Genomic DNA, 11,944 nt, shown 5'->3' with positions numbered 1-11,944 from the left:
GCCGAGCCTATCCCCTGCAGGGTGTTGGCAAAGACCTGCCAAACGCTCTAGAAGGAGCCATGCGCTTTCTATCGTCGACTGCCGTGTTGGCTGTGCTTTGCGTGGCTGCCTGCGCTCCCGCTTACGAGGATGGTCACCTGTCCCGAGCCATCAACCAGCAACGTGTCATTCGCGACAATTGCCTATCGACTGAGGCGGTCTCTCTGGACGACCGCCGGTCTCCCGCCGAAGCCATCGGCCGGGCCGCGGCCTCAGCCTGTACCGCCCAGAACGACAAGCTCATCCAGCTTATGTCGACCATGGATCGCAGCGGCGAACTTCACATCACCGATGCCGTCCGCAAGGATGCGGTGGTGAAGGCGACCTCCTACGTGTTGAACGCCCGCGCCCAGGCGCGTTGACGCCCGTTCCCGTTATTGCGGGATGACGCGCTTCGAACGCAGGATCGCCGCCTGCCCTTCGCTCGGAGATACTTCCTTGATGGAGCAGCGGGGTGCCCAAAGACCGGGATTCATGGCGACCTCGACATAGCGCGTCTCTCCGGCGCTGACGTCGATCTGCTGCTCGGCGGTGTTGTCGGTCTTGCACATGAGGTCGATGGGGCCGGGCGGACCTTCCAGCCGGAAGTAGGTATTGGACGCCAACTCCGCGTGGTAGCCGCCCGCCACGCCGACATCGACTGTCTTGGCGAGCGCCATCCAGCCCGGCCTGTAGACGTAGACCGTGCCCGAGCCGGGCGCCGGCGGATCGAATCGCTTTCCTTCCTGGTCGGCCTGGGGATCGGCCATCGGCACCGAGGCGCAGGCGCCCACAGCCAACGCCAACAACAACGGCAAAGGACTTCGGGTCATGGCGGTTCCTCCCTGGTATCGGAGGCAAATCGTCGGTCCGCGTTCCGGCGATTTGGCGGCGGAATCGTGGAACCAGGCAGCCGAGGCAACGCGGAACGGCAGTGTCGCGTTGCCTGAAGACGGGATTGCACACCATCGGCAACCTGCCCTCGAACCGATGCAGGAGAGACCATGTCCCCCAAGAAGTCAGCCGCCTCCGAGACCAAGAAAAAGGTCGACAAGAAGCTCGATGAAGCCCTGGCGGAAAGCTTTCCCGCCAGCGACCCGGTCTCGCTAAGCGAGCCCACGCCTGACCGCGATCCGGAAGACGACAAGACCAAGGACGACAAGAAGAAAAAGTAACGGAGATGCCGCGGCCGGCCGGCTAGCGGCCGATCCGATCCCACCAGGGCCGTGCCGGCTGGGCCCAGCCCTTGGCTTCCATGCAATTGGCCATCACGCGGTCGCTGGCCTTGTTGTCCGAATAATTGTCCATCTGGGTCGGCAGTGCGCTCTGGCCGAACCGGTCCTGCTCGCCGCGGAAGACGTCCTGACGGGAGCTGTCCACGCGGCGGCGTGTCTTCATGTAGTCGTTGACCTGCGCCTGGCAGTCCGACCGATCGCGATCGTATTTATCCGGGTTCTTGGCGCGGGCGTCGTCGGACGGCTGGGTGCAGCCACTGAGCAGTCCGACCGCCGCCAGAGCCACCGCCAAAGCGATGCCGTACTTCATTTGGCCGCCTCCAGCGCCCCTTCGATCGCCTTCAAGGCATCGTTCGCCTTGGTGGCATCCGGACCGCCGCCTTGGGCCATGTCAGGGCGCCCGCCCCCGCCCTTGCCGCCCAACGCCGCGACGCCGGCCTTGACCAGTTCGACCGCGCTCAGGGTCTTGGAAAGGTCGTCGGTGACGCCGACAACGGCCGAGGCCTTGCCCTCGTCTACCCCGATCAGCGCCACGACGCCCGAACCGAGCTTCTTCTTGAACTCGTCGGCCATCGCCTTGAGGTCCTTGCCGGGGACACCGTTGAGGACCCGGCCGATCATCTTCACCTTCCCGACCTGGCGGATCTCGTCCGCTGCCGCAGCACCGCCGGTGCCACCGGCCAGGGCCAGCGCCTTGCGGGCATCGGCAAGTTCACGCTCGATCTTGCGCTGCGCGTCGACGAGCGACTGAAGACGCGACGGCAGATCCTCGGGCCGTACCTTCAGCGCGGCCGCGGACTGGCTCAGGAGGTCGAGCTGGTGACGGACGTATTCTTCCGCCGCCGCTCCGGCCAAAGCCTCGATGCGTCGCACGCCGGCGGAAACCGCGCCTTCGCCGACGATGCGAAACAGGCCGATATCACCCGTGCGCTGGGCATGCGTGCCGCCGCACAGCTCGATCGAATAGCGTTCGCCGTTGACGCCGCCCATCGACAGCACGCGGACCTCGTCGCCGTACTTTTCGCCGAACAGGGCCATGGCGCCGGCGGCAATCGCCTCCTCCGGCGTCATCAGCCGGGTATCGACCGGACTGTTGAGGCGGATGCGTTCATTCACCTCGTCCTCGATCCGGCGCAGTTCCTCCTGCGAGATGGCCTTGGTGTGGCTGATGTCGAACCGCAGCCGGTCCGGCGCCACCAGCGAGCCCTTCTGCGTGACGTGAGTGCCGAGATGGCGGCGCAGGGCCTCATGCAGAAGATGCGTCGCCGAATGATGGGCCCGGAGCTGGGCGCGGCGGACGGCGTCCACCGTCATGGAGACCTCGTCACCGACTTTGATCTCGCCCTTGGCGACCTTCGCGTGATGCGCGTGCAGGTCCCCCACCATCTTGTGAACATCGGCGATCTCCGCCTCGCCGCCTGCCGCCACGAAGCGGCCGGTGTCGCCGAGCTGGCCGCCCGACTCGGCGTAGAACGGCGTCTGGTTGACCACCAGCCAGCCTGTCTCGCCCGCCTTCAGCGAGGAGACCTCCTTGCCGTCGACGACGATCGCCGTGATCTTGCCCTCGGCCCGCTCGGTCTCGTAGCCGAGGAATTCCGTTGCGCCGACCTTCTGACGAACGTCGAACCAGATCGCCTGATCGGCCGTCTCGCCGGAGCCGGCCCACGCCGCACGCGCCTTGGCACGCTGCTCGTCCATGGCCTTCTCGAAGCCTGCGTTATCGACCGCGATATTGCGGGCTCGCAACACGTCCTGTGTCAGATCGAGCGGGAAGCCGAACGTGTCGTACAGCTTGAAGGCCACATCGCCTTTGAGCGTGCCGCCGGACGGAAGGTCCTTGGTTTCGTCCTCCAGCAACTTGAGGCCGGTGCCGAGGGTCTTCTTGAAGCGCGTCTCCTCGAGCTTGAGCGTCTCGGTGATCAAGGGCTGGGCGCGGCCGAGTTCGGGGTAGGCGTCGCCCATCTCGCGCACCAGTGTCGGCACCAACTTGTAGACCACGGGCTCGGTGGCACCGAGGATGTGCGCATGGCGCATGGCGCGGCGCATGATTCGGCGCAGCACATAGCCCCGCCCCTCGTTCGAGGGCAGCACGCCGTCGGCGATCAGGAACGACGTGGCGCGCAGATGATCGGCGATGACCTTGTGCGAAGCGGCCTGCGGACCGTTCGGGTCGACGCCGGTCTCGTGCGCCACCGCCTCGATCAGGGCGCGGAACAGATCGATGTCGTAGTTGTTGTGCTTGCCCTGCAGGACGGCGGCGATGCGCTCCAGCCCCATGCCGGTATCGATCGAAGGCCTGGGCAGCGGCACGCGCAGTTCCTTGGTCTGCTGCTCGAACTGCATGAAGACCAGGTTCCAGATCTCGATGAAACGGTCGCCATCGGCATCGGGACTGCCGGGAGGTCCGCCGGGAATGCCTTCGCCGTGGTCATAGAAGATCTCCGAACATGGCCCGCACGGACCGGTATCGCCCATGGCCCAGAAATTGTCCGAGGTCGGGATGCGGATGATCTTGGAATCAGGGAAGCCGGTGATCTTGCGCCAGTAACCCGCCGCCTCCTCGTCCTCGCTGAAGACCGTGACCAGGAGCTTGTCCGACGGCAGGCCGAACTCCTTGGTGATCAGGTTCCAGGCCAGTTCGATCGCCCGTTCCTTGAAATAGTCGCCGAACGAGAAGTTGCCCAGCATCTCGAAGAAGGTGTGGTGCCGAGCCGTATAGCCGACATTCTCGAGGTCGTTGTGCTTGCCGCCGGCGCGCACGCATTTCTGCGACGTCGTCGCGCGCGCATAGGGCCGCTTCTCGAGACCGGTGAACACGTTCTTGAACTGGACCATGCCGGCATTGGTGAACATCAACGTGGGATCGTTGCGTGGCACCAACGGGCTCGAGTCCACGATCTCGTGGCCGTTCTTGTGGAAGTATTCTAGGAATGTACGACGGATGTCGCTGACGCTTGCCATAATGCAATCCTTGTAGCGTGCGTGCGTCGCTCAAGTCCATAACAGGGGAATAGCGGTTTCATGGTCGATTCTGGCCGAGTCACGGCCACTTTGCGCCTCGCGGTTGGTCCGTTGCGCATCGCCCACCCCATCACGGTGCCCAGCGCGCCGGTTCCGGCGGCGGCCGTGGTGCCGGCCCTGCAGCAACTGGTCAACGCTGTCGTAGCCGCAGCCGAGGATCAGGTCGTCCACAAGGGACAAAGCATCTCCTGTCGCAAAGGCTGCGGCGCCTGCTGCCGGCAGCTCGTGCCGGTTTCCCGCACGGAAGGTGAAAGACTGTTGGTGCTGGTAGATGCCATGCCGGCCGAGCGGCGGCAGGTGCTGAAGGCGCGCTTTGCCGCCGCGGAAGAAAAGATCCGGGAGGCAGGATTGGCCGATCGAGCCGGCCGCAGCGATCGCGAACTTTCCTCCGCCTACTTCGCTCTGCGCGTGCCTTGTCCATTCCTGGAGGAGGAAAGCTGCTCCATTCATACCGAGCGGCCGCTTGTGTGCCGGGAATACCTGGTCACCTCCGCCGCCGAGCTTTGTGCCGGGTCGGCGCAGGCCGATGTCACCCCGGTGCCAGTGCCCAAAGTTTCGTCGGCGGCGCGCGGCCTCCAGGACGAGACCGACGATTGGTTCCCGCTGGCCATGCTCCTGGCGCGGGGACGCAGAACCCCGCCCCATGCGAGACGACGCACCGGCCCCGAATGGATCCAGCGCTTCGTCGCCCGCATGACGGGACACTAGACTGGGGCAGCCCACCGTTTTCACCGTTTATTAACGGTTGGAAAACGGTGAGCACCATCAGGTTCTGAAAAAGAGTTGGGCGGTGCTGCGCGTGGGGGAACAGCACCGCCCCGGACCGGAGGGAGACAGAGGCCAGTCCTAATCCGGTCGCGACGATCTATTCGTCCTCGTCGTCGTCCTTGCCGCCATCCATCAAGGCATCGGCGACGATGCCGGCATTGGCACGGACCTTCTGCTCGATTGCCTGAGCGATTTCGGGATGTTCCTTGAGGTAGTTCTTGGCGTTCTCGCGCCCCTGGCCGATACGCTGGCCGTCATAGGAGAACCAGGAGCCCGACTTCTCGACCACCCCGGCCTTCTCGCCGAGATCGATCAGTTCGCCCGTTTTCGAGACGCCCTCGCCATACATGATGTCGAACTCGACGACCTTGAACGGCGGCGCGACCTTGTTCTTCACGACCTTCACGCGCGTGGCGTTGCCCACCACCTCGTCCTTGTCCTTCAGCGCGCCGATGCGGCGGATATCGAGGCGGACCGAGGCATAGAACTTCAGGGCATTGCCGCCCGTCGTCGTCTCCGGGCTGCCGAACATCACACCGATCTTCATGCGGATCTGATTGATGAAAATCACCAGGGTGTTCGACTTGGAGATCGAGGCCGTGAGCTTGCGGAGCGCCTGGCTCATCAGGCGGGCCTGCAAGCCCGGCAGCGCGTCGCCCATCTCGCCTTCGAGCTCGGCTCGCGGCACGAGGGCCGCCACCGAGTCGATCACCAGCACGTCGATCGCGCCCGATCGAACCAGCGTGTCGGCGATCTCAAGCGCCTGCTCACCGGCATCGGGCTGGGAGATGAGAAGATTGTCGATATCGACGCCCAGCTTCCTGGCATAGCCCGGATCGAGCGCATGCTCGGCATCGACGAAGGCGCAAGCGCCGCCTTTTTTCTGGGCTTCCGCTACGACATGCAGCGCAAGCGTGGTTTTGCCCGAGCTCTCGGGCCCATAGATCTCGACGATGCGGCCTTTGGGAAGGCCGCCGATGCCCAGGGCGATATCGAGGCCCAGCGAGCCGGTCGATATGGCTTCGATCTCCAGCGCCTCGCGCTGGCCGAGCTTCATGATCGATCCCTTGCCGAAAGCGCGTTCGATCTGCGCCAGGGCAGCATCGAGCGCCTTGTTCTTGTTCTCCATGCCCTCTTTCTCGACCAGTTTCAGCGCTGCCGACATTGGCTGCCTCCTCTTCTCCCACGCCCGCGTCCGGAGCGGCAATGCGGATAAGTCTATCGGGGAACAAGGTCACTGTACGCATTTTGTTCTCATCGGCAAGGGCGCATATAACTCGCTGAGAGAATTAAATTTATTGACACAAGTTCTAGATATGTTCCCATCCCTGCCACAGCCTTTTGTGAAAGACGGGCAAACCGTTGATCTTAGGGCGACCGTCTGGCCGCCGGTCGCGTCTTCTCGCCGGAGATCACGCGCCGACTGGACCTGCCGGCCAAAATCGATCAACCAGCTTGGCCATGAATTGGCGGCGGCTTGACCTCAACCTCTTGGTCGTCTTCGACGCGGTGATGCAGGAACGCAGCGCCACCCGCGCGGCGGAGAAGCTGAATATGAGCCAGCCGGCGGTCAGCCATGCCCTCGCCCGCTTGCGGACGGCGCTGCGCGATGACCTCTTTGTCCGCACGCCGGAGGGCATGGAGCCCACGCCCCAGGCCGAACGCCTGGCTCCATCCGTCCGGCAGGCTCTTGCCGATCTGCGCGCGGCATTGGATGGCGCGCGGGATTTCGAGCCCGCCGAAGTCGAACGTCGCTTCGTCGTCTCGGTCAACAATTACGCCGCCCTGGTGATCGCACCGGCGCTGGCCGCGACGGTGTCGCGCGAAGCGCCCTTCGTCACGCTCGATCTGCGGCCCAGCGGCACGATCAACATCGCCGAACAGCTCGATCGCGGCGACATCGATCTCGCGCTTGGAAGCCTCGCGGCTCCGGCCGAACGCTTCTCCGACCTGCGCCTGTTCGAGGATCGCTTTGCCTGTGTGCTGCGGCGGGACCATCCGCTCCTGAGGTCCCGGAAAACCATCGACGTCCCGAGCCTCGCCACCCTGCCGCATCTGGAACTGTCTTCGACAGGCGATGGCACGAAGTTCATCGACGACGAACTGGCACGCTTCGGCCTCGAGCGCCGGATCGCCCTTCGTGCGCCGCTGCTGTCAACGGCGGGTATCCTGGCGCAATCGGACATGGTCGCGGTGATGGCCGAGCGTGCCGCCCTGGTCTTCGCCGACAGAGTCCCTCTCGAGGTCGTCGCGCTTCCCTTCACCTCGCCGCGACTCACCGTTGCCATGCTGTGGCACCGTCGCGTCGACGATCAACCCGCACATTCCTGGCTGCGCAGCCTCGTGACGCGACTTTCACGGTCGCTGTAGCATCACAGGTGCCTCATCAAGAGTTGATGGCGCGCGCCGCGGCTCGCCCTCTCCTGTCCTCATTCGGCGGTCATGGTCGCGCGCATGAAACCAGATCATTACCGATGGCAGGATTTCGTCATCCCGCCCCGCCGAAGCGCCGTTGATTTCGTCGCGACCCTCCTCGTGATCGCGCTCACAGTCAGCGCCGTCGTCACCACCGGTACGAGCAAGGTCGTCGGCCCACCGGCCACCAAGACCGCGGAAGCCAATGCTCCGTGGGCCGCGGCACCGCCTCTAGCCCAAAGCGTCAAACGGCCGGTTACCCCGTTGATCACGGCCAGTTGTCTGTGACGGATCGTCAGAGAGCAGGCCAGAAAGCGGCGACGACCAAGTCGCAAGCGCACTTGTCCCCGCCCGCGCAGCGGAAGTAACGTTTCTGTAACATAAATGAAATTGCTGCATCATCGGCTGACAGTAGCGGGTCAGCGATGAGCAGCATCGCCACGGGGGCGCCCCCTCTGGACGACCTCCGCCCGGTTCGGCGCCTTGCGCGCAGACGGTTGGGACGACGGGCGCTGCCCTTCATTCTCCTGACGCCGTCGCTGTTGCTGCTGGCAGCCTTCACGTACCTGCCGGTCGTGCGCGTGATCTGGGATTCGCTGCACGAGCAAATACACGGCTCGCGCGAGAGCCTGTTCGTCGGCCTCAAGAACTACATCGGCCTGTTCTCGGACGCCGCCTTCCTCCAGTCAGTCGTCAACAACCTGCTCTATGCCGCCACCACCGTGCCGATCAGCATGGCGCTGGGCCTTCTCTTCGCGCTCGCCCTGCAGCACTCGAGCCGGTTCAATTCGGTCATGCGGGCGCTGCTGCTGTTCCCGTCGATGGTGCCGCTCGTCGCCGCCGCCTCGCTCTTCTTCTTCATCTTCCTGCCGGGCGTCGGCCTGTTCGACTACTACCTCGCCAAGATCGGCCTGCGCGGCGCCAACTGGCTCGGCAATCCCGACATCGCCCTGTGGTCTCTGGTCGGCATCACCGTGTGGAAGAACGCCGGCTATTACATGCTCTTCTATCTCGCCGGCCTGCAGACCATGCCCGGCGAAGTGCTCGAGGCCGCGACCATCGACGGCGCCAATGGCTGGCAGCGGCTGCGCCACATCATCGTACCGCTTCTGGCGCCGACCACCGCCTTCGTGCTGGTGATCGCGCTGATCAATGCCCTGACCCAGGTCGATCACGTCATCGTTCTGACCAAGGGCGGACCCAGCAACGCAACCAAGCTGGTGCTCTATTACATCTTCGAACAGGCAGCGGAGAATTTCGCCGCCGGTAAGGCTGCCGCAGCCAGTGTCCTGTCGGTCGGCTTCCTCCTGGCGCTGTCGGTCGTCTCGCTGAAGACGATGGAACGGGGATCGCATGCGGCGAGCTAGCCTCATCGTCGGCGGATTGATGCTGGCGGTTGTCTTCCTCTGGTCGACACCGTTCCTGTGGATGCTGGTGGCGTCGTTCCGCCCGGACGCCGGGGCCGGCATCGGCATGGCGTCGCTCGTTCCCGACTACAAGCCGACGCTGCGGAATTTTGCTGACGCTCTCGAGAGCGGTGACTTCGCGCTCTACTACCTCAATACGGCAATCGTCGCCTTCGGCATCCTGGCGGCCCAGATCGTCACCATCTCGCTGGCGGGCTACGCCTTCGCCCGGCTCTCCTTTCCCGGCCGCGACCTGATCTTCTATCTGTTCCTGCTCCAGCTCATGCTGGTGCCGCCGGTCCTGATCGTGCCGAACCTGCGGACGGTGGTCGATCTCGGACTCTATGGCAGCCTGCTGGGGGTGATGGCGCCCTACTTCGCCTCCGCCTTTGGCACCTTCCTGATGCGGCAGACCTTCCGCCAGATCCCGCGCGATTTCGAGGAAGCGGCGGTGATCGATGGCGCCCACTGGTGGCAGACGCTGTGGCATGTGCTGCTGCCGATGGCCAAGCCGGCCCTGGTCGCCTTTTCGCTGGTCTCGCTGATGGCGCACTGGAACGAGTTTCTGTGGCCCCTGATGGTTCTCAACGAACCGCGCACCCAGACGCTGACCATCGGACTCGCCTCCTTCGCCCTGGGCAGCGAAGGCGGCAAGGAATGGGGCGTCCTCGCCGCCGGCACTCTGCTGGTGATGTTCCCCCTGCTGGCGTTGTTTGCCGTCTTCCAGCGGCAGTTCGTCGACAGCTTCATGTTCTCAGGCCTCAAAGGATAACAGGAGACACAAATGCGTTGGCTTCCCTCTCTGGCCACGGCCGCGTTGGCCGTGCTGGCGCCGGCCCTCGCCGGTGCCCAGACCAAGATCGACTTCTTCTTTCCCGTACCGGTCGATGGCAAGCTCGCGCGCGAGATGACCCGGCTGGTCAAGGTCTACAACGACAGCCAGAAGGATGTGTCGGTCACCGCCGTCTATACCGGCAGCTACGACGACACCAAGCTCAAGGCCCAGGCCGCCGCGAGCGCCGGCAAGCCGCCGGCCGTCGTGCTGATGAGCGCCAACTTCGTGCTCGACCTCAAGCTTTCCGGCGATCTCATCTCGCTCGAGCCCATGCTCAAGACCGATGGCACGACGCGCGGCCAATTCCTCGCCGATTTCTGGCCGGCCCTGCACGCCAACGCGACCGTCGACGGCGAGCTCTACGCGGTGCCGTACCAGAACTCGACGCCGCTCCTCTATTACAACAAGGATCACTTCAAGGAGGCCGGTCTCGATCCGGAGAAGCCGCCGCAGACCTGGGCCGAGCTGGTGGCCGATGCCAAGAAGCTCACCAAGGGCAACGGCGACAGCGTCGAGCGCTACGGCTTCGGCATGCCGGAAGGCTACGACTACATGGGCTGGCTGATGGAAGCGCTGACCATGTCGAACGGCGGCCAGTACTTCAACGACGAGTACGGCGGCGAGGTCTACTACGACACGCCAACGATGCTGGGCGCGGCCCAGTTCGTCGAGGATCTCGTCTTCAAGCACAAGGTGATGCAGCAGGGCGTGGTCGAGGCGGGCGGCGTCTCCACCAACTTCCTGGCCGGCAAGACCTCGATGGTTCTGCTATCGACCGGCAGCCTCTCCTTCGTCCGCGACAACATGAAGGCGGCCTACGGCGTTGCCTTCGTGCCCCGGAACGTGCGCAACGCCGTGCCGATCGGCGGCGGCTCGCTGGTCATGTTCAAGGGCCTGAACGACGAGCAGAAGCAGGCGGGCTGGAAGTTCATCAAGTGGCTGACCTCGGCCGAGACGCTGGCCGGCTGGAGCCGCTTCACCGGCTACTTCGCGCCGCGCAAGTCGTCCTACGACCTGCCGGAGATGAAGGACTTCATCGCCAAGAACCCCGACGCCAAGGTGGCGCTGGAGCAACTGCCCTACGCCAAGCCCTGGTTCGCGACCTACCAGACCGTGGCCGTGCGCAAGGCGCTCGAGGACGAGATGCAGGCCGTGCTGAACGGCAAGAAGAAGGCACCGCAGGCGATCAAGGACGCCCAGCGCAATGCCGACGCGCTGATGAAGCCCTATGTCGATCAGACGGCGCTGAAGCTGCCGTAATTTCATTGGACCTTGGACTTCCGGCCGCTCAGGAATCACGAGCGGCCGGAAGAGCTGCGATCCGCCTGACAGGAACATCACCATGACTCTGATCGCCCAAATCACCGACATGCACATCCGGCCGTCGGGCAAGAAGGCCTATGGCGTCGTCGACACCGAAGCCATGCTGCGCGCCGCGGTATCCTCCCTCCTGGCGCAGCCGCGGCGGCCCGACGCGGTCATCGCCACCGGCGACCTCACCGACTGCGGACTGACGGAAGAATATGAGCTGCTGCGCGACATCCTGGCGCCGCTCTCCATGCCGGTCTACTTGGTGCCCGGCAATCACGATCGCCGCGACAACCTGCGCAAGGTCTTTGCCGGCGACGGCTACCTGCCGCCAGACGGCGAGTTCCTCCACTACACGGTCGAGGATCAGCCGCTGCGCCTGATCGCGCTCGACACGGTCGTTCCCGGCAAGGGCCACGGCGAAATGGATGCGGCGCGCCTGGCCTGGCTGGAGGAACGGCTGGCCGAGCAGCCCGACCGGCCGACCTTCATCTTCATGCACCACCCGCCCTTCCCGACCGGCCTGCAGCACATGGATTCGATCAACTGCCGCAATGCCGATCCGATGGCCGAGCTGCTGCGCCGCCATCCCAATGTCGAGCGCGTCGCCTGCGGCCATCACCATCGCTCGATCCAGATCCGCTGGGCCGGCACGATCGGCAGCGTCGCACCGTCGGTGGCCCATCAGGTCCTGCTCGACCTGCAGCCGCACGAGGACGCCCTCTTCACGATGGAGCCGCCGGGCTACCATCTCCATCTCTGGCAGCCGAGCGCGGGCGTGATCACGCACACGGCCTTCATCGGCGCGTTCGCGGGCCCGTATCCGTTCCTGCTGGATCCGGACTATCCGGCGTTCGGCGACAAGGAATCGGCCCCGCTCACCCACGCCTCCGGCCGCGACTAGTTCGCCCTCACTCTCCCCGCCGTGTTTGGGTATG

13 protein-coding genes are annotated in these 11,944 nt (G+C 64.7%); 9 read left to right on the top strand and 4 right to left on the bottom strand.

The features are described 5' to 3' along the window. The first annotated feature begins 59 nt into the window (after window positions 1–59). On the top strand, window positions 60–401 hold the full coding sequence (locus tag B5D62_RS04305; protein WP_085932552.1) for a hypothetical protein: 342 nt from the start codon (window positions 60–62) through the stop codon (window positions 399–401). A 12-nt stretch (window positions 402–413) separates the two neighbouring features. Here B5D62_RS04305 and B5D62_RS04300 read toward each other — a convergent pair whose 3' ends face one another. After that, the gene (locus B5D62_RS04300; protein ID WP_085932551.1) at window positions 414–851 is read right to left on the bottom strand and encodes a DUF2846 domain-containing protein; all 438 of its coding nucleotides are present in this window, start codon (window positions 849–851) and stop codon (window positions 414–416) included. A gap of 171 nt (window positions 852–1,022) precedes the next feature. Here B5D62_RS04300 and B5D62_RS33280 point away from each other — a divergent pair, with 171 nt between their 5' ends. Next, complete coding sequence (locus B5D62_RS33280) at window positions 1,023–1,193, top strand: hypothetical protein (protein ID WP_170920779.1); 171 nt, start codon at window positions 1,023–1,025, stop codon at window positions 1,191–1,193. 22 nt (window positions 1,194–1,215) lie between these two features. Here the strand turns inward: B5D62_RS33280 and B5D62_RS04295 are convergent, their stop codons facing one another. Both B5D62_RS04295 and alaS read right to left on the bottom strand, forming a co-directional pair. After that, complete coding sequence (locus B5D62_RS04295; RefSeq protein ID WP_085932550.1) at window positions 1,216–1,563, bottom strand: hypothetical protein; 348 nt, start codon at window positions 1,561–1,563, stop codon at window positions 1,216–1,218. Next, window positions 1,560–4,214 (bottom strand): alanine--tRNA ligase, encoded by a 2,655-nt coding sequence (gene alaS / locus B5D62_RS04290; RefSeq protein ID WP_085932549.1) that lies wholly within the window; start codon window positions 4,212–4,214, stop codon window positions 1,560–1,562. The genes B5D62_RS04295 and alaS overlap by 4 nt, the downstream gene beginning before the upstream one ends. Before the next feature lie 60 nt (window positions 4,215–4,274). Here alaS and B5D62_RS04285 point away from each other — a divergent pair, with 60 nt between their 5' ends. After that, window positions 4,275–4,982, top strand: a complete 708-nt coding sequence (locus tag B5D62_RS04285; RefSeq protein ID WP_085932548.1) for a YkgJ family cysteine cluster protein — start codon at window positions 4,275–4,277, stop codon at window positions 4,980–4,982. A gap of 157 nt (window positions 4,983–5,139) precedes the next feature. Here B5D62_RS04285 and recA read toward each other — a convergent pair whose 3' ends face one another. Continuing rightward, the gene (gene recA / locus B5D62_RS04280) at window positions 5,140–6,207 is read right to left on the bottom strand and encodes a recombinase RecA (RefSeq protein WP_170920778.1); all 1,068 of its coding nucleotides are present in this window, start codon (window positions 6,205–6,207) and stop codon (window positions 5,140–5,142) included. 296 nt (window positions 6,208–6,503) lie between these two features. Between recA and B5D62_RS04275 the strand changes: the two genes are divergently transcribed. The 6 genes from B5D62_RS04275 to B5D62_RS04250 all read left to right on the top strand — a co-directional run bounded on the left by B5D62_RS04275 (window position 6,504) and on the right by B5D62_RS04250 (window position 11,910). Further along, window positions 6,504–7,412 (top strand): LysR family transcriptional regulator, encoded by a 909-nt coding sequence (locus tag B5D62_RS04275; RefSeq protein ID WP_085932547.1) that lies wholly within the window; start codon window positions 6,504–6,506, stop codon window positions 7,410–7,412. Between the two features lie 72 nt (window positions 7,413–7,484). Continuing rightward, a complete protein-coding gene (locus B5D62_RS04270) occupies window positions 7,485–7,745 on the top strand; it encodes a hypothetical protein (protein WP_085932546.1) in 261 nt (86 codons plus the stop codon). 137 nt (window positions 7,746–7,882) lie between these two features. After that, the gene (locus B5D62_RS04265) at window positions 7,883–8,824 is read left to right on the top strand and encodes a carbohydrate ABC transporter permease (RefSeq protein ID WP_085932545.1); all 942 of its coding nucleotides are present in this window, start codon (window positions 7,883–7,885) and stop codon (window positions 8,822–8,824) included. Continuing rightward, entirely contained in the window at window positions 8,811–9,635 is an 825-nt protein-coding gene (locus tag B5D62_RS04260; RefSeq protein ID WP_085932544.1) for a carbohydrate ABC transporter permease, read from the top strand. Before B5D62_RS04265 ends, B5D62_RS04260 begins: the two co-directional genes overlap by 14 nt. 12 nt (window positions 9,636–9,647) lie before the next feature. After that, window positions 9,648–10,958 (top strand): ABC transporter substrate-binding protein, encoded by a 1,311-nt coding sequence (locus B5D62_RS04255; protein WP_085932543.1) that lies wholly within the window; start codon window positions 9,648–9,650, stop codon window positions 10,956–10,958. An 82-nt stretch (window positions 10,959–11,040) separates the two neighbouring features. Continuing rightward, complete coding sequence (locus B5D62_RS04250; RefSeq protein WP_085932542.1) at window positions 11,041–11,910, top strand: phosphodiesterase; 870 nt, start codon at window positions 11,041–11,043, stop codon at window positions 11,908–11,910. The last annotated feature ends 34 nt before the right edge of the window (window positions 11,911–11,944 follow it).

The sequence above is a fragment of the Enhydrobacter aerosaccus genome, assembly GCF_900167455.1.
In the GTDB taxonomy this organism is placed as follows: Bacteria; Pseudomonadota; Alphaproteobacteria; order Reyranellales; family Reyranellaceae; genus Reyranella; species Reyranella aerosaccus.
The sequence above is the reverse complement of the archived record's forward strand: the minus strand, read 5'-3'. Positions and strand labels throughout refer to the sequence as shown.

Bases quoted from the DNA above. Each gene is read 5' to 3' on its own strand.
- B5D62_RS04305 (WP_085932552.1), top strand. From the start codon at position 60: ATGCGCTTTCTATCGTCGACTGCCGTGTTGGCTGTGCTTTGCGTGGCT.
- B5D62_RS04300 (WP_085932551.1), bottom strand. From the start codon at position 851: ATGACCCGAAGTCCTTTGCCGTTGTTGTTGGCGTTGGCTGTGGGCGCC.
- B5D62_RS33280 (WP_170920779.1), top strand. From the start codon at position 1,023: ATGTCCCCCAAGAAGTCAGCCGCCTCCGAGACCAAGAAAAAGGTCGAC.
- B5D62_RS04295 (WP_085932550.1), bottom strand. From the start codon at position 1,563: ATGAAGTACGGCATCGCTTTGGCGGTGGCTCTGGCGGCGGTCGGACTG.
- alaS (WP_085932549.1), bottom strand. From the start codon at position 4,214: ATGGCAAGCGTCAGCGACATCCGTCGTACATTCCTAGAATACTTCCAC.
- B5D62_RS04285 (WP_085932548.1), top strand. From the start codon at position 4,275: ATGGTCGATTCTGGCCGAGTCACGGCCACTTTGCGCCTCGCGGTTGGT.
- recA (WP_170920778.1), bottom strand. From the start codon at position 6,207: ATGTCGGCAGCGCTGAAACTGGTCGAGAAAGAGGGCATGGAGAACAAG.
- B5D62_RS04275 (WP_085932547.1), top strand. From the start codon at position 6,504: ATGAATTGGCGGCGGCTTGACCTCAACCTCTTGGTCGTCTTCGACGCG.
- B5D62_RS04270 (WP_085932546.1), top strand. From the start codon at position 7,485: ATGGTCGCGCGCATGAAACCAGATCATTACCGATGGCAGGATTTCGTC.
- B5D62_RS04265 (WP_085932545.1), top strand. From the start codon at position 7,883: ATGAGCAGCATCGCCACGGGGGCGCCCCCTCTGGACGACCTCCGCCCG.
- B5D62_RS04260 (WP_085932544.1), top strand. From the start codon at position 8,811: ATGCGGCGAGCTAGCCTCATCGTCGGCGGATTGATGCTGGCGGTTGTC.
- B5D62_RS04255 (WP_085932543.1), top strand. From the start codon at position 9,648: ATGCGTTGGCTTCCCTCTCTGGCCACGGCCGCGTTGGCCGTGCTGGCG.
- B5D62_RS04250 (WP_085932542.1), top strand. From the start codon at position 11,041: ATGACTCTGATCGCCCAAATCACCGACATGCACATCCGGCCGTCGGGC.